This window comes from Sphingomonas sp. BK481 (genome assembly GCF_014194875.1).
GTDB lineage: Bacteria > Pseudomonadota > Alphaproteobacteria > Sphingomonadales > Sphingomonadaceae > Sphingomonas > Sphingomonas aerolata.
Window position 1 is genome coordinate 235,378 of record NZ_JACIAP010000003.1, and the last position, 15,052, is coordinate 250,429.

The 15,052-nt window shown below is 67.9% G+C and carries 16 protein-coding genes; 6 read left to right on the top strand and 10 right to left on the bottom strand.

Annotated features, from left to right (window positions below; genetic code table 11):
• Window positions 1–20: 20 nt before the first annotated feature.
• The 7 genes from ribH to gltX form a co-directional block, all read right to left on the bottom strand.
• Window positions 21–443 (bottom strand): 6,7-dimethyl-8-ribityllumazine synthase, encoded by a 423-nt coding sequence (ribH, locus tag FHY04_RS07415; protein ID WP_031440486.1) that lies wholly within the window; start codon window positions 441–443, stop codon window positions 21–23.
• Window positions 443–1,606, bottom strand: a complete 1,164-nt coding sequence (gene ribB, locus FHY04_RS07420; protein ID WP_031440487.1) for a 3,4-dihydroxy-2-butanone-4-phosphate synthase — start codon at window positions 1,604–1,606, stop codon at window positions 443–445. The genes ribH and ribB overlap by 1 nt, the downstream gene beginning before the upstream one ends.
• On the bottom strand, window positions 1,596–2,237 hold the full coding sequence (locus FHY04_RS07425; RefSeq protein ID WP_183935990.1) for a riboflavin synthase: 642 nt from the start codon (window positions 2,235–2,237) through the stop codon (window positions 1,596–1,598). Before FHY04_RS07425 ends, ribB begins: the two co-directional genes overlap by 11 nt.
• Entirely contained in the window at window positions 2,237–3,214 is a 978-nt protein-coding gene (ribD, locus tag FHY04_RS07430) for a bifunctional diaminohydroxyphosphoribosylaminopyrimidine deaminase/5-amino-6-(5-phosphoribosylamino)uracil reductase RibD (protein WP_183936177.1), read from the bottom strand. The genes FHY04_RS07425 and ribD overlap by 1 nt, the downstream gene beginning before the upstream one ends.
• 2 nt (window positions 3,215–3,216) lie before the next feature.
• Window positions 3,217–3,564 carry a hypothetical protein gene (locus FHY04_RS07435; protein WP_031396092.1) on the bottom strand — a complete coding sequence of 116 codons (348 nt, stop codon included), beginning with the start codon at window positions 3,562–3,564 and terminating at the stop codon, window positions 3,217–3,219.
• A 102-nt stretch (window positions 3,565–3,666) separates the two neighbouring features.
• A complete protein-coding gene (locus FHY04_RS07440) occupies window positions 3,667–4,332 on the bottom strand; it encodes an energy transducer TonB (protein WP_183935991.1) in 666 nt (221 codons plus the stop codon).
• Window positions 4,333–4,491: 159 nt separating this feature from the next.
• On the bottom strand, window positions 4,492–5,835 hold the full coding sequence (gltX, locus tag FHY04_RS07445) for a glutamate--tRNA ligase (RefSeq protein WP_183935992.1): 1,344 nt from the start codon (window positions 5,833–5,835) through the stop codon (window positions 4,492–4,494).
• Window positions 5,836–5,941: 106 nt separating this feature from the next.
• Between gltX and FHY04_RS07450 the strand changes: the two genes are divergently transcribed.
• Window positions 5,942–6,880, top strand: a complete 939-nt coding sequence (locus FHY04_RS07450; protein ID WP_056673279.1) for a ribose-phosphate pyrophosphokinase — start codon at window positions 5,942–5,944, stop codon at window positions 6,878–6,880.
• A 34-nt stretch (window positions 6,881–6,914) separates the two neighbouring features.
• Here the strand turns inward: FHY04_RS07450 and FHY04_RS07455 are convergent, their stop codons facing one another.
• Complete coding sequence (locus tag FHY04_RS07455) at window positions 6,915–7,256, bottom strand: PilZ domain-containing protein (protein WP_042466950.1); 342 nt, start codon at window positions 7,254–7,256, stop codon at window positions 6,915–6,917.
• Window positions 7,257–7,486: 230 nt separating this feature from the next.
• Between FHY04_RS07455 and sucC the strand changes: the two genes are divergently transcribed.
• The 5 genes from sucC (at window position 7,487) to FHY04_RS07480 (ending at window position 12,796) form a co-directional block, all read left to right on the top strand.
• Window positions 7,487–8,689, top strand: coding sequence for an ADP-forming succinate--CoA ligase subunit beta (gene sucC, locus FHY04_RS07460; protein WP_159512100.1), 1,203 nt, complete (start codon window positions 7,487–7,489; stop codon window positions 8,687–8,689).
• Window positions 8,690–8,920: 231 nt separating this feature from the next.
• Window positions 8,921–9,667 carry an electron transfer flavoprotein subunit beta/FixA family protein gene (locus FHY04_RS07465; RefSeq protein ID WP_031393439.1) on the top strand — a complete coding sequence of 249 codons (747 nt, stop codon included), beginning with the start codon at window positions 8,921–8,923 and terminating at the stop codon, window positions 9,665–9,667.
• On the top strand, window positions 9,664–10,593 hold the full coding sequence (locus tag FHY04_RS07470; protein WP_031440307.1) for an electron transfer flavoprotein subunit alpha/FixB family protein: 930 nt from the start codon (window positions 9,664–9,666) through the stop codon (window positions 10,591–10,593). The genes FHY04_RS07465 and FHY04_RS07470 overlap by 4 nt, the downstream gene beginning before the upstream one ends.
• A 166-nt stretch (window positions 10,594–10,759) precedes the next feature.
• On the top strand, window positions 10,760–11,515 hold the full coding sequence (locus FHY04_RS07475) for an energy transducer TonB (protein ID WP_183935993.1): 756 nt from the start codon (window positions 10,760–10,762) through the stop codon (window positions 11,513–11,515).
• Window positions 11,516–11,557: 42 nt separating this feature from the next.
• Window positions 11,558–12,796 (top strand): dipeptidase, encoded by a 1,239-nt coding sequence (locus FHY04_RS07480; RefSeq protein WP_183935994.1) that lies wholly within the window; start codon window positions 11,558–11,560, stop codon window positions 12,794–12,796.
• A gap of 3 nt (window positions 12,797–12,799) precedes the next feature.
• Here the strand turns inward: FHY04_RS07480 and FHY04_RS07485 are convergent, their stop codons facing one another.
• Both FHY04_RS07485 and FHY04_RS07490 read right to left on the bottom strand, forming a co-directional pair.
• Window positions 12,800–14,074 (bottom strand): MFS transporter, encoded by a 1,275-nt coding sequence (locus tag FHY04_RS07485; RefSeq protein WP_183935995.1) that lies wholly within the window; start codon window positions 14,072–14,074, stop codon window positions 12,800–12,802.
• Entirely contained in the window at window positions 14,046–15,050 is a 1,005-nt protein-coding gene (locus tag FHY04_RS07490; protein ID WP_183935996.1) for a histone deacetylase family protein, read from the bottom strand. Before FHY04_RS07490 ends, FHY04_RS07485 begins: the two co-directional genes overlap by 29 nt.
• Between the last annotated feature and the right edge of the window lie 2 nt (window positions 15,051–15,052).

Here is a 15,052-nt window from a genome sequence, read left to right on the forward strand (position 1 = left end):
CGTCCGAACGCCCAGGCATCCTACGCGACGAAGCGGTCCTTCAGCGCCAGCATCGCGAGCGCCGCCTTGGCCGCGCCGCCGCCCTTGTCGCCCTCGGTCGGGCGCGCACGCGTGAGCGCCTGCGCCTCGTTCTCGGTCGTCAGGATGCCGTTGCCGATCGGCAGGCCGTCCATCGTCAGCGCCATGATCCCGCGCGCGCTCTCGCCCGCGACGATCTCGAAATGATAGGTCTCGCCGCGGATCACGACGCCCAGCGCGACATAGCCGTCATAGGTCTCGCTCTCGGCCGCCAGCGCGATCGCGCCGGGGACTTCGAGCGCGCCGGGGACGGTGATCGTCTCGTGGCTGTGCCCCGCCGCCTCGATCGCCGCGCGCGCGCCCTCGATCAGCAGGTCGTTCAGATGGTCGTAGAACCGCGCTTCGACGATCAGGATATGCGCCATCAGTTGGGAGCCTTTTCGGTGTCGAGGGGAGCGATCGGGCGTTCGCCGACGATCGACAGGCCATAGCCGTCGAGCCCCACCAGCGTGTGGTGCGTGTTGGTGATCAGCACCATGTCATGGACGCCGAGCTCGGTCAGGATCATCGCGCCGACGCCGTAGTCGCGCAGCTCTTCCATGTCCGGGGTGATCTCCGCGCCTGCCTTCTTCAGCACGGCAGAGGTGAACGCGTTGCCGCGCGGCCGGTTGATGACGACGATCACGCCCGCGCCCTCGTCGGCGATCATCTGCATCGACCGCGCGAGGATCCGGCCGCGATCGCCCGATTCGCCGAAGATGTCGGCGAAGGGCGACAGCGCATGCATGCGGACGAGCGTCGGCTTGGCGGGGTCGATCCGGCCCTTGACCAGCGCGACCTGCTCGGTGCCCGTCGCCTTGTTCCAGAAGGTCAGCGCGGTCCAGTCGCCGCCCCATTCGGACGTGAACCTGGCCTCGGCGCGCTTCTCGACCAGATGGTCGTAGCGGCGGCGATAGGCGATCAGGTCGCGGATCGTGCCGATCTTGATATTGTGGAACTGCGCGAAGGTGACGAGGTCGTCCATCCGCGCCATCGTCCCGTCCTCGTTCATGATCTCGCAGATCACGCCCGAGGGATTCAGCCCGGCGAGCCGCGCGACGTCGACCGCCGCCTCGGTATGGCCGGCGCGGATCAGCACGCCGCCATCGCGCGCGACCAGCGGGAAGACATGGCCGGGGGTGACGATGTCCGCCTTCTGCTTGGTCGCATCGATCGCCACCGCGATCGTCCGCGCGCGATCCGCCGCCGAGATGCCCGTCGTCACGCCTTCGAGCGCCTCGATCGACACAGTGAACGCGGTTTCGTGCCTTGTGCCGTTGTTGCGGCTCATCAACTCGAGTCCGAGCTCTTCGGTCCGCGTCTTAGTCAGCGCGAGACAGATCAGGCCGCGACCGAACTTCGCCATGAAGTTGATCTTCTCGGGCGTCGCCATCTGCGCGGGAATGACCAGGTCGCCCTCGTTCTCGCGGTCCTCGTCATCGACCAGGATGAACATCCGGCCGTTGCGCGCCTCGTCGATGATCTCTTCGGGGCTCGACAGATATCCATGCTTCAGGCGCCCGAGTTCGGCGCTGCGTTCAGCTGGCATTGACACGGTAATGCTCCATCCGTTGGAGATAGCGGGCAAGGACGTCGATCTCGATATTGACCGTCCGGTCGGTCTCGATCGTCCCGAGCGTGGTGACGCCCCAGGTATGCGGGATGATGTTCAGCCCAAACTCGACCGCCTTCTGCCCATCAGGGCCGTCGACGTCGCGGACGGTGTTGACGGTCAGCGACACGCCGTCGATCGTGACCGATCCCTTGGCGGCGATGAACGGCGCGATGTCCGCGCCGGCGCGGACGGTGACGCGGTGCGAGCCGCCTTCCTCGACCACCGACACCACCGTGCCGAGCCCGTCGACATGGCCGGTGACGATATGCCCGCCCAGTTCCTCGCCGAGCTTCATCGCGCGTTCGAGGTTCAGCGGGCGACCTTGCGTCCACTGATCGCGCGCGGTGCGGCTGATCGTCTCGCCCGACACGTCGACCGCGAACCAGTGCGGTCCGTCGCCGCCCGCGGACTTGTCGACCACGGTCAGGCAGACGCCCGAACACGCGATCGACGCACCCAGGTCGATCGTGGCGGGATCATAGGCGGTCGCGATGACCACGCGCGTGTCGCCCTGCTGCGCCACGCTGGTGATTGTGCCGATGTCGGTGACGATTCCGGTAAACATTATCCCTCGTTTCGCTCGCGCTCGTAGACCTCGACTCGGTCGCTGCCAAGTTGCCGTGAATCGACGATCGACCAGCGGCCATGCGCGCTGGAAAGATTGCCGAGACCAATATTGCCAATGGAATGCCGGCCGTTCCCGATCAGGATCGGCGCGCGGTACAGCAGCAGCCGGTCGACCAGATCCGCGGCAAGGAACGCCGACGCTACGGCCGCGCCGCCCTCGACCAGCAGATGGTCGCCGGGCAGGGCCGCAATATCCTGCGGATCGGCGATGACGTGCCACCCCGCGTCCGCATCGGGCGCCGTCCGCGACAGCAGCACGCGGCGCGGTGCCCGCGATTCAAGTCCCGCAAGCCGCACGTCGAGTCGCGGCGCATCTGCCTCGAACGTCCCGCGCCCGACCAAAATCGACTCGTGCCGGCTCCGTTCGAGATGCGCATGCGCGCGCGCCTGTGGCCCGGTGATCCAGCGGCTCGACCCGTCCGCCATCGCGATACAGCCGTCGAGCGAGGTCGCGAGCTTCAGCGTGACATGCGGCCGACCGCGAGCGAGTCGCGTCAGGAACCCCGCCATCGACCGTCGCGCCTCGGCGGCACGCACGCCCGTCTCGACGCGGATCCCGGCGTCGCGCAACCGCGCGAACCCGCGCCCCGCCGTCCGCGGATCGGGATCCTCCAGCGCCGCGACGACCCGCGCCACGCCGGCCGCGATCAGCAGATCGCTGCACGCCGGCCCGCGCGGTGATTCATGCGCGCAGGGTTCGAGCGTCACATAGGCCGTGGCTCCCCGCGCCTTAACGCCCGCCTGCGCCAGTGCCATCGCCTCGGCATGCGGCCGACCGCCTGCTTGCGTCCAGCCGCGCCCAACGACACGTCCGTCCGCGACGATCACGCAGCCGACACAAGGGTTGGGTGCCGTCCGCCCACGTCCCCGCGCAGCTAGCGCCAGCGCTGCCCCGACAAACCGGCCGGATTCGATGGTCAGATCCCCAGCGCCTTCAGCTTGTCGTCCATCCGCTTGAACGACGCGCGGGTTTCCTCCTCGCGCTTCTTCTGCTCAGCCAGGCGCGCGGCCTTGATCGGCGCGTCGATCTTCTGCTGGGCGACGATCTGCGCATCGGTGCGATCCGCGGGCCATTGCTCGACATAGACGATGTTCGGCCGATACTCGCGCTCGGCATAGCTGTCCTTCGAGAAGGCATAGATCAGGAAGCCCGTGACGAGCATCGCCAGCGCGAGAAAACCAAGCTCGTACGGCTGCCGGCCCCGGAGGAACAGGCGGAGGTCGCGATAGGCGCGGACCGGCGAGAAACGACTGAAAGAGCCCATCGCGCAAAGATAGGCATGCAGACCCCCCAAGGCCAGTACCTTGGGCGACGGCCCGGGGGGCCGTCCTGCATGCCATCCTTGCGGCGGGCCGATGCCCGTGGTTCAGTTTTCCAGCACGAACGACAGGTTCATCGTCTTCCACGCCTCGACCGCGACCCCGTCGCGCGTCGCCGGCCTGAACCGCCACTTCGTCAGCGCCCGGTCCAGCGTCGCGCGATAAAAGGCGTCGCTGGTGGCGGTGACCCGCTCGACCTGTTTCACGCGCCCGTCCGCGCCGATCAGCACGCGCAGGATGACTCTCCCTTCGCGCCCGGCCCGGCGTTCCTCGGACGGATAGCCCGGCTGGAAATCCGCGGCATAGCGCGGGTCGATGCCCGGCTGGACGAACAGGGGCGACGGCTTGGGCGGGTCGACCACTACGCTGCCTGTGCCCGTGCCGACGACGTCGATTGGCGGGGTGAAGGGCAGGGGGTCCGGCACGACCTGGAACCCTTCGGTGGCCGGCGTCGGCACCTGCCGGACCGGTGCATCGGGCCGCGGCGCGGGGCGCGGCTGCTGGCGGACCAGCGGATCGGCGGGCGGCACCGGCGTGGGCGGCGGCGGGGTGTGCGGAATATAGATTGTGAGCGGCGGGTCGGGGGGCGTGAACGGCACCAGTTCCGGTGCTGCAAAGAACAACGCTCCGATCACCACGCCGTTGATCGCCAGCGCGACGCCCAGGCTTCCGGGGTTCAATCCGCCCGTCCGGCTCATTCTGTTCGCGTACATCCGTCCGTCTCCTTCGCATCTCCTCGAGGGTGGCGGCGCAATCAATACCGCCGAATGAAATGGTACATCATTACATGCGCCGCGCAAGCGCGATCCGAGTCGTTTTGCACGTGGTCGGATCAGCAACGGTCGGCGGGGTTCAGCCCGCCCGGCCAAGCCTCAGCCGGCGCGGGCGGCTGCCAATCGCGCCAGTGCCCGCTCACGCCCGATCAGCGGCAGCAGCGCGGCCATGTCGGGCCCGTGATCGCGCCCGGTCAGCGCTCGGCGCAGCGGCAGGAACAGCGCCTTCCCCTTGCGCCCGGTCTCCGCCTTCAACCGGCTCGTCAGCACGTGCCAAGGGTCACTTGCCCAGTCGATTGCCGCCGCGGCCGCCAGCGCCTGGTCGAGATACGCCGCATCCTCGTCCCCGCCGACGGGTTCGACCGCGACCGGCCCCTCGATCACCTGCCACCAGTCGGCGGCATCGGCGAGCGTCACCAGGTTCGGGCGCACCGCCTCCCATGCGGCCTCGCCCATCCCCGCGGGCAGGCGGTCGGCGACGTCGGCAAAGGGCAGCGCATGCAGGATCCGCGCATTCAGCTGCGCCAGCTCCCCCTCGTCGAAGCGCGCCGGCGCGCGGCCAAACCGGGCGAAGTCGAACGTCGCGATCAGCGGCGCGGCGTCGGCGATCGGCTCGACCGGATCGCTCGTCCCGATCCGCGCGAGCAGCGCACGCACCGCCTGTGGCTCGATCCCGACGTCCCGGAAATGATCCGCGCCGAGCGAGCCCAGCCGCTTGGACAATTTCCCTTCCGCGCCGGTCAGCAGCGCCTCGTGCGCAAACTGCGGTGCGGGCGCGCCGAGTGCTGCGAACATCTGCAGCTGAAGCGCGGTGTTCGACACATGATCCTCGCCGCGCACGACATGAGTCACGCCCATATCGGCATCGTCGATCGCCGACGGCAGCATGTACAGCCACGACCCGTCCGCGCGCCGGATCACCGGGTCGCTCATCGTCCGCGCCTCGAAATGCTGCTCGCCGCGGATCAGGTCGGTCCAGGCGATCGGCGTGTCGTGATCGAGCTTGAACCGCCAGTGCGGTGCCACCCCGTCGCGCTCGTACGCCGCGCGCTGCGCGTCGGTGAGCGCCAGCGCCGCGCGATCATAGATCGGCGGCAATCCGCGCCCCGCCTGAATCTTGCGCTTCAGGTCGAGCTCCTGCGCGCTCTCATACGCCGGATAGATATGCCCGCTCTCGACCAGCGCCGCGAACCGCGCCTCGTACAGCGCGAACCGCGCTGACTGGCGTTCCTCGCCATCGGGCGTCATCCCCAGCCAGTCGAGATCGCCGCGGATCGCGTCGACGAACCGTTCCTCGCTGCGCGCCGCATCGGTGTCGTCGATCCGCAGCAGGAAGCGTCCGCCTTGCGCGCGCGCAAACATCCAGTTGTGGAGCGCGGTACGGATGTTGCCGACGTGCAGCCGGCCGGTGGGCGAGGGGGCGAAACGGGTTATGACGGTCATGCCCTGCGCTGTACGAAGCGGCGCGCCCCCCGGCAAACCCCTTCGCCCCTTTCCCCATTGGAACACCGGGACTAAGGGGCGTGCGACTGGGCGTGGAGCGATTTTGATGAAACTGATGACCGGCAATTCCAACCTGCCTCTGGCGCAGGAGATCGCCGCCTATCTCGAAATCCCGCTGACCGATGTCAGCGTCCGCCGCTTCGCCGACGAGGAAGTGTTCGTCGAGATCAACGAGAATGTCCGCGGCGAGGACGTGTTCGTGATCCAGTCGACTGGCTTTCCGGCGAACGACAACCTCATGGAATTGCTCATCATGATCGACGCGTTGAAGCGCGCGTCGGCACGCCGCATCACCGCGGTCATCCCCTATATGGGTTATGCCCGCCAGGACCGGAAACCCGGCCCGCGTACGCCGATCTCGGCCAAGCTCGTCGCCAATCTCATCACCGTCGCGGGCGCCAACCGCGTCCTCTCGGTCGATCTCCATGCCGGGCAGATCCAGGGCTTCTTCGATATCCCGACCGACAATCTCTATGCGGCGCCGGTCATGTCCGCGGATATCCTTGCGCGGTTCAAGGGCAAGAACCTGATGGTTGTCTCCCCCGATGTCGGCGGCGTTGTGCGTGCGCGCGTGCTCGCCAAGCGGCTCAACAACGCGCCACTCGCGATCGTCGACAAGCGTCGCGAGCGCGCAGGCGAATCGGAGGTGATGAACATCATCGGTGAGGTCGAGGGCCGCTTCTGCATCCTGGTCGACGACATCGTCGATTCGGCAGGCACGCTGTGCAATGCGGCGGCCGCGCTGATGGAGGCGGGCGCCGAGGGCGTCGTCGCCTATGTCACGCACGGCGTGCTGTCGGGCGGCGCGGTCGCGCGGGTCGAGGGCTCCGAACTGCGCGAGCTCGTCATCACCGATTCGATCGGCAATCACGACGTGATCAAGGGCGCGCATGGCAAGATCCGCCACTTGCAGATCGCACCGCTACTCGGCGAGGCGATCAAGCGGATCGCGGATGAAACCAGCGTCTCAAGCCTGTTCGACTGACGCGCCGCTGTCGGATCGTGGTGCGGTCGCCGGGTTACCGCTGCGACAGCGCCACGATGTGATCGAACACCGCGGGGTGCAGCGGCTTGGCGAAGGCGCAGCCATATTTGAACTTGTCGCGCCACGCGACCACCGCCTCGAGCGCGGCGAGGCCGGGCAATGTCAGCCACACGACCGTCCCCGGCCAGAGCGTGAAGCTGGTCTCGGCCCGGAACCCCGACAGTGAGAGGTCGGTCACTTCGATCTCGAACCGCGTCTGGCCGCGGTCGCGCAGGTGCGCACGCATCCTGACGGATTTGCGCAACGCCCGGCGCAACTCTCCACCGGGCTCTTCACCGGTCCGAGTCTCAGGCGAGTCGTAGGCGGGGTCTGTCATGGTTCAACTCTGGCACGGAAAGGGTTACTTTTCCGCAAATGTTTGTGATCCGGCAGGCGTTTCGATCCGCTGCGGCGCGCATCCACGAAATGGCCAAAAATCAGCGATCGCCGCGCCCTATTGCGAACGAGACGCAAGTGCAAATGCCTTAAGGGTGGATTTGCGGCGCGCCCTGTGCTTTACGCGCTGGCAATTCCCGAGTTTCCCAAAAATTGCGTGGAGCCTTCCCGATGAACATCCATGAATACCAGGCCAAGGAACTGCTGGCCAAGTTCGGCGTCCCCGTCCCCGCCGGTTTCGCGGCGCTGACCGTCGAGGAAGCCGTCGAGGCCTCGAAGAAGCTCCCCGGACCGCTCTACGTCGTCAAGGCGCAGATTCACGCCGGCGGCCGCGGCAAGGGCAAGTTCGTCGAGCTCGGCCCCGACGCCAAGGGCGGCGTCCGTCTCGCCAAGACCGAAGACGAGGTTCGCGCGGCCGCAACCGACATGCTCGGCAACACGCTCGTCACCATCCAGACGGGTGACGCGGGCAAGCAGGTCAATCGCCTGTACGTCACCGACGGCGTCGACATCGACAAGGAATTCTACCTCGCGCTGACGCTCAACCGCACCACCGGCCGGGTGATGATGGTGGCCTCGACCGAAGGCGGCATGGACATCGAAGCGGTCGCGCACGACACGCCCGAGAAGATCCAGTCGATCGACATCGACCAGGCGACCGGCTTCATGCCGCATCACGGCCGCGCCGTTGCCGCAGCACTTCAGCTGACCGGCGATCTCGCCAAGCAGGCCGCGAACACCGCGTCGAAGCTGTATGACGCGTTCATGGGCACCGATGCCGAGCAGATCGAGATCAACCCGCTCGCAGTCACCAATGACGGCAAGCTGATGGTGCTCGACGCGAAGGTCGCATTCGACGGCAACGCGCTGTTCCGCCACAAGGACCTGCTGCAGTTGCGCGACGAGACCGAGGAAGATCCCGCCGAGCTCGAGGCGTCGAAGTACGACCTCGCCTATATCAAGCTCGACGGCGACATCGGCTGCATGGTCAACGGCGCAGGCCTCGCCATGGCGACGATGGACATCATCAAGCTCAACGGCATGTTCCCGGCCAACTTCCTCGACGTCGGCGGCGGCGCCAACAAGGAGAAGGTGACCGCGGCGTTCAAGATCATCCTCGCGGATCCGAACGTGAAGGGCATCCTCGTCAACATCTTCGGCGGCATCATGAAGTGCGACATCATCGCCGACGGCATCGTCGCGGCGGCGAAGGAAGTGAACCTGTCGGTCCCGCTGGTCGTCCGCCTCGAGGGCACGAATGTCGAGAAGGGCAAGGAGATCCTCGCGAACTCCGGCTTGGCGATCGTCCCCGCGAACGACCTTGGCGACGCCGCCAAGAAGATCGTCGCAGAGGTGCAGAAGGTCGCGGCGTAACCGCTGTCGGCCTCGCATACTGACTTCGCGAAAAACGGGGCTCGGACGGAAACGTCCGGGCCCTTTTTCGTTGGTATCGCAGCCGGTCCGACGGGGCGGTCGTCGTGACGCTACGGTATCCGATGTTTCCGTACCGCACTTGCGAAAACGACGCGAAACCGCCATCTGTCGCACCAACGCAGCCGGTAACCGGCGGGCGAAACGAACATATTCACCTTGGAAGGAATCCTGATGAAGGTGCTGGTGCCGGTCAAGCGTGTGCTTGACTACAACGTGAAGCCTCGCGTGAAGGCGGACGGAACGGGCGTCGATCTGGCGAACGTCAAGATGAGCATGAACCCGTTCGACGAGATCGCGGTCGAAGAAGCGATCCGCCTGAAGGACAAGGGCGTGACCGAGATCGTCGTCGTCTCGATCGGCGAGCAGAAGAGCCAGGAAACGCTGCGCACCGCGCTCGCCATGGGTGCCGACCGCGCGATCCTCGTCCTCAGCGAGACCAAGGTCGAGCCATTGGGCGTCGCGAAGATCCTCGCCAAGATCGTCGAGGAAGAACAGCCCGACCTCGTCATCCTCGGCAAGCAGGCGATCGACGACGACAACAACCAGACCGGGCAGATGCTCGCCGGCCTCCTCAACTGGGGCCAGGGCACGTTCGCGTCGAAGGTCGAGATCGCCGACGGCTCGGTCCATGTGACGCGCGAAGTCGATGGCGGTGCGGAGACGGACACGCTCAAGCTGCCCGCGATCATCACCACCGATCTTCGCCTCAACGAGCCGCGCTATGCGTCGCTGCCGAACATCATGAAGGCCAAGTCGAAGCCGATGGCGACCAAGGCGCCGGCCGACTTCGGTGTCGACGTGACGCCGCGGCTGACCACGCTGAAGGTCGTTGAGCCCGCCAAGCGCTCGGCGGGGATCAAGGTCGCTGACGTCGATGAGCTCGTCGGCAAACTCAAGACGATGGGAGTCGCAAAGTGAAGACGCTCGTTTGGGTCGAACATGACGGTCAGGTCGTCAAGGACGCCACGCTTTCCGCGGTCACTGCCGCGAGCAAGCTCGGCGAAGTCCATCTGCTGGTCGCAGGGCAGGGGGTCGACGCCGTCGCCGCCGCCGCTGCGAAGATCGCCGGCGTCGGCAAGGTGCACGTCGCCGATGACGCGGCGTTCGCGCACGCGCTCGCCGAAAACGTCGCGCCACTGATCGTCGAGCTAATGGGGCATCACGACGCGTTCGTCGCGCCGTCCACCACGCACGGCAAGAATATCGCGCCGCGCGTCGCCGCGCTGCTCGACGTCATGCAGATCAGCGACATCCTCTCGGTCGAGAGCGACGACACGTTCACGCGCCCGATCTATGCGGGCAACGCGATCGCCACCGTCCAGTCGTCGGACGCGAAGAAGGTCATCACCGTCCGTGGCACCGCGTTCGAGAAGGCCGCGACCGAAGGCGGCTCGGGCGAGATCGAGGCGGTCGCCTCGACCGGCGACAAGGGTCTGTCGACCTTTGCCGGCGCGGAGATCGCCAAGAACGAGCGTCCCGAGCTGACCAGCGCGAAGGTCATCGTTTCGGGCGGCCGTGCGCTGGCCTCGAGCGACCAGTTCCACGCGCTGATCGATCCGCTCGCGGACAAGCTTGGCGCGGGCGTCGGTGCAAGCCGCGCCGCGGTCGATGCGGGCTATGCCCCGAACGACTATCAGGTCGGCCAGACGGGCAAGATCGTCGCCCCCGAAGTCTATGTCGCAGTCGGCATCTCGGGCGCGATCCAGCATCTCGCGGGCATGAAGGATTCGAAGACGATCATCGCGATCAACAAGGACGAGGACGCGCCGATCTTCCAGGTCGCGGACATCGGCCTGGTCGGCGATCTGTTCAAGATCGTCCCCGAACTCACCGAAAAGCTCTGACCCCGCAAAGCCTCCCCCGCCAGGGGGAGGTGGCAGGCATAGCCTCGCGGAGGGGGAGGATAGACGGACCCATGTTGCCCGTCCTCTTCCCCCACCCGCCAAACCCCCGGACAGCGCCGCGGCGCGAACGCTTGCCGCCCCGCGCCATCCTCCCCAGATATCAGTCATGTACGGCGTCCAACCCCATCCGCGCGACCGGATCCTGTCCGCCGCCGGCGCCGCTGCCCTGTGTGCAGCATTGGGCTATGCGCTGATCCTCGGCCTCGGCGTCAGCCTCCCGTCGGCGATCCCCGACGCGCTCAAGACCTTCGCGGTCGGCCCGCCGCCCCCGCCGCCGCCACTCGAAAAAGTCGTGCCCCGCCCGGCGAAGAGCCACCGGCCCGAAGGCGCCGCATCACCCGCCAATCTCCGGTCGAAGGCGACCGAGCTCGTCGCCCCGATCCTGATCGTCCCGCCCGTCATCCCGCCGCCGATCGTCGCTGCGCTCAAGCCCGGCGTCGGCAGTGCAGCGACGACCGGCGCCGCCCCGGTCCCGGGCCCCGGCACCGGCGCGGGCGGTGAGGGCGACGGTACCGGCAGCGGCCGCTATGGCGACGGCGACGGCGATGGCGGTGACGAGAGCCCGCCGCGGCTGTTGAAGGGGCGGTTCCGGAACAGGGACTTCCCCAATGCGGAGGCGATCATCGGCGCGGGCGGCGTGGTCGGTGTCCGCTACACCGTCGAGACGAACGGCCGCGTCACCGGGTGCAGCATCACCCGTTCGAGCGGCAATGCGGTGCTCGACGCGACCACCTGCCGGCTGATCGAACTGCGCTATCGCTACCGGCCCTGGCTCGACGCCGCGGGGCGCCCGGTCCGCTCGACCGTCGTCCACAATCAGGAATGGGTCAACGAACTCGGCCCCCCCGAGGACGACGACTGATCCCCTTGCCGCCGTGCGATGCGGCGGGCACGATGGCGCGGCATGATCACGGCCCTGCTCCTGATCGCCGCGCAGGCAAGCGCGGCGCCCGTCGCCCCCGACCCCCGCATAGCCGCGCGTGTCGACCGGGTGCTCGGGAAGACCCCGGTGATCGACGGCCATAACGACCTCGCCTGGGAAATCCGTGACGTGCACGGCGCGAAGGTCGAATCGCTCGATCTCGCCAAGGACACGCGCCCGCTCCAGACGGACATTCCTCGCCTGCGCAAGGGCCGCGTCGGCGCGCAATTCTGGTCGGTGTGGATCCCCGCAGATATGACCGGCCCGCGCGCGGTCGAGATGACGCTCGAACAGATCGACATCGTCCACCGGTTCGTCGCCGCCAATCCCGCCGCGCTCGAACGCGCGACCAGCGCCGCTGATATCCGTCGGATCGAGAAGGCGGGGCGGATCGCGTCGCTGATCGGCGTCGAGGGCGGGCACCAGATCGACGGCCGCCTCTCCGTGCTGCGCCAGTACCGCGCGCTCGGCGTCGGTTACATGACGCTGACGCACGGCAAGAGCCTGAACTGGGCGGACAGTTCGACCGATGCGCCGTGGGCGAACGGGCTCAACGATTTCGGCCGCGCGGTCATCGCCGAGATGAACCGGATCGGCATGATCGTCGATGTCAGCCACGTCTCCGACGCGACGATGCGCGCAGTCCTCGCCGTCGCCAGGGCGCCGGTGATGGCCTCGCATTCCAGCGCCCGCGCGCTGACCGACGCACCGCGCGACATTCCCGACGACCTGCTCGCCGCAATCGGCGCGAACGGCGGGATCGTCATGGTCAATTTCTATCCGGCCTTCGTCTCGACCGCGTGGCGGGCCTGGGATGCCGACCGGACCGCCTTCGCCAAGACTGCAGGCGTGCCCGCCAACGTCTACGGCGCGCGTTCACCTGCGCCACTGGTCGCCTGGGACCGGGACCATCCCGAACCGCGTGTTACCGCCGCGACCGTTGCGGATCATGTCGAGCATATCGCGCGGGTGGCTGGCCGCGATCATGTTGGCCTCGGCGGCGATTATGACGGCATCAACGGTACCGGGCCCGAGGGCATGACAGGCGTCGACGGCTATCCGCTGCTGTTCGCCGAACTCGCGCGGCGCGGCTGGAGCGATGCCGACATGGCCAGGCTCGCCGGCGGCAATATGCTCCGCGTCATGGATGCCACCGACGCGGTCGCGCGCTCGCTGTCCGCGCTGCCGCCGGGCGACGCGATCGATATCGCCTCGCGCTGAGGTTCAGGGCACCGGCATCCGCGGTGCTGCCACCGGCTCGACCCGCAATGGTGGCACCGCGCGCAGCCTCAGCCCGATCGCCAGCGCCGCCCCGCCGACGACCAGGCAAAAGCCCGTCACCCCGGGCCAGCCGGCATGCGTCCACGCGAACCCGCCCGCCGAGCCCAGCACGCTCGACCCCATATAATAGAAGAACAGATAGAACGCAGCCGCCTGCCCGCGCGCGCCACCGCCCGCGACGCTCTGTGCCCGCCGCCCGACCCACGCGCTCGCGATCGAATGCGCGCCGAAAAAGCCGATCGTCACCACCGCGATCCCGGCGATCACCAGCGCCAGCGGCTGCATCGCGGTCAGCGCGACACCGCCGATCAGCACCACCACCGGCACCCAGAAGATCGTCCGCCGCCCCAGCCTGCCGGCGAGCGTCCCGAACCGCGCCGAGCTGATAGACCCGAGGACATAGAGCAGGAACACCGCGCCGACCGCCGACTGGCTGAGCCCGTAAGGCGGCCCCATCAGCCGGAATCCTGCATAATTGTAGACGGTGACGAACACCCCCATCAGCAGGAACGCCTCGAGATACAGCAGCGGCATCGCCCGGTCCGCGAACAGCGCGCGCGCATCGCGGACCAGCGCCGCCGGGCGGCCCGCGCTGGGATGGAAGTTGCGCGACGGCGGGGCGAGCCGGCGAAACGCTTCGGCCATCGCCAGCCCCGCGACCCCGACCGCGGCGATCGCGAACCGCCAGCCGCCGAAATCGGCAACCAGGCTCGCGACCAGCCGCCCGCCCATCCCGCCGATCGCGCTGCCCGCGATATACAGCCCCATCGCACCGCCCACCGACGCCGAATCGACCTCCTCGGCGACATAGGCCATCGCCACCGCCGGCACCCCCGCGAGCGCCAGCCCGGTGAGGAACCGCAGCACGAGCAAGCCGCTCCACCCCGGCACCAGCGCGGTCGCGAGCGTCAGCGCACCCGCCGCGAACATCGCCGCGATCATCAGCGGCCGCCGCCCGAGCCGGTCGGACACCAGGCCTGCGAACAGGATTCCGATCGCGAGCGGCCCCGTCGCGAGCGAGACCGCAAGCGACGCCGCCTCCGCGCTCAGTTGGAACTGCGCGGCGAACGACGGCAGCAACGGCTGCACCGAATAGAGCAGCGAGAAGGTCGAGAAGCCTGCGAACAGCATCGCGAGCGTCAGCCCGCGATAGGCCGGCGTCCCCGCCGCGATACCCGTCCCTGAAATGTCAGAATCCCCGCAGGAAGCTGTCGACATTGTGGCCGAGCGCATCGACCGCATAGCCGCCCTCCATGACGATCGCCGTCGGCCAGCCGCGCGCCGCGATATCGCGCGCGAGCACCGCATAATCGGGCGTGGTCAGTGCGAAATGCGAGATCGGATCCCCCTCCCACGTATCCGCGCCGAAGCTGACGACGAGCAGCCCGGGATCGAACGCCGCGATCGCGTCGAGCGCGGTCGTCTGCGCTGCGCGAAACGCGTCGATCGTCGTGCCGTGGGGCAAAGGCAGGTTGAGCGTCGCACCGCGACCGTCGCCATCCCCCGTCTCGTCCGCATGCCCCCAGAAGAACGGATAGTCGGTCCGGGGATCGGCATGGACCGAGGCGTAGAACACATCGCCGCGGTCGTAGAAGATGTCCTGCGTGCCGTTGCCGTGATGATAGTCGATGTCGAGGATCGCGACGCGTGCGACACCCGCGTCGCGTGCCGCCTGTGCCGCGATCGCCGCGGTGTTCAGATGGCAATAGCCGCCGCAATAATCCGCACCCGCATGATGGCCGGGCGGCCGGCACAGCGCGAACGCCGCGCGGTCGCCCTCCAGCACCACGTGCGTCGCGGCCAGCGCGGACTGCGCGCTGCCATAGGAGGCGGCCCAGCTGTCGGGGGTGATCGGCGTCGTCGCATCGAAGCTGTGCGCCCCGATCAGCGCATCGATCCGCGTCAGGTTGAGCGGCCGCCGCCCGCGAATCGGAAACGTATAGGGTATCGCATCGCCCGTTCGCCCCGCCTCGCGCCACAACCGCGCCGCGTCCTTCAGGAACGCGACATAGGCCGGCGAATGCACCGTGAGGATCGCCGCCTCGCCGCGATCTGCCGGCGTCTCGACCGGCCCCACCGCGGCCAGGATCGCATCGACCCGCGCGGGCATCTCCGCATAGGTCGTAAAGGCGCCATTGTGCAGCTCCTGCGTCGGCGCATGCGCCCGCTGCCGGTCGTCGAAGAACATGCGCATCG

Coding starts and splice junctions, on each gene's coding strand:
- FHY04_RS07475 (WP_183935993.1), top strand. CDS start 10,760: ATGTACGGCGTCCAACCCCATCCGCGCGACCGGATCCTGTCCGCCGCC.
- ribB (WP_031440487.1), bottom strand. CDS start 1,606: ATGCCAGCTGAACGCAGCGCCGAACTCGGGCGCCTGAAGCATGGATAT.
- FHY04_RS07450 (WP_056673279.1), top strand. CDS start 5,942: ATGAAACTGATGACCGGCAATTCCAACCTGCCTCTGGCGCAGGAGATC.
- FHY04_RS07455 (WP_042466950.1), bottom strand. CDS start 7,256: ATGACAGACCCCGCCTACGACTCGCCTGAGACTCGGACCGGTGAAGAG.
- FHY04_RS07485 (WP_183935995.1), bottom strand. CDS start 14,074: ATGTCGACAGCTTCCTGCGGGGATTCTGACATTTCAGGGACGGGTATC.
- ribH (WP_031440486.1), bottom strand. CDS start 443: ATGGCGCATATCCTGATCGTCGAAGCGCGGTTCTACGACCATCTGAAC.
- FHY04_RS07440 (WP_183935991.1), bottom strand. CDS start 4,332: ATGTACGCGAACAGAATGAGCCGGACGGGCGGATTGAACCCCGGAAGC.
- FHY04_RS07425 (WP_183935990.1), bottom strand. CDS start 2,237: ATGTTTACCGGAATCGTCACCGACATCGGCACAATCACCAGCGTGGCG.
- FHY04_RS07465 (WP_031393439.1), top strand. CDS start 8,921: ATGAAGGTGCTGGTGCCGGTCAAGCGTGTGCTTGACTACAACGTGAAG.
- FHY04_RS07480 (WP_183935994.1), top strand. CDS start 11,558: ATGATCACGGCCCTGCTCCTGATCGCCGCGCAGGCAAGCGCGGCGCCC.
- sucC (WP_159512100.1), top strand. CDS start 7,487: ATGAACATCCATGAATACCAGGCCAAGGAACTGCTGGCCAAGTTCGGC.
- FHY04_RS07490 (WP_183935996.1), bottom strand. CDS start 15,050: ATGCGCATGTTCTTCGACGACCGGCAGCGGGCGCATGCGCCGACGCAG.
- gltX (WP_183935992.1), bottom strand. CDS start 5,835: ATGACCGTCATAACCCGTTTCGCCCCCTCGCCCACCGGCCGGCTGCAC.
- FHY04_RS07435 (WP_031396092.1), bottom strand. CDS start 3,564: ATGGGCTCTTTCAGTCGTTTCTCGCCGGTCCGCGCCTATCGCGACCTC.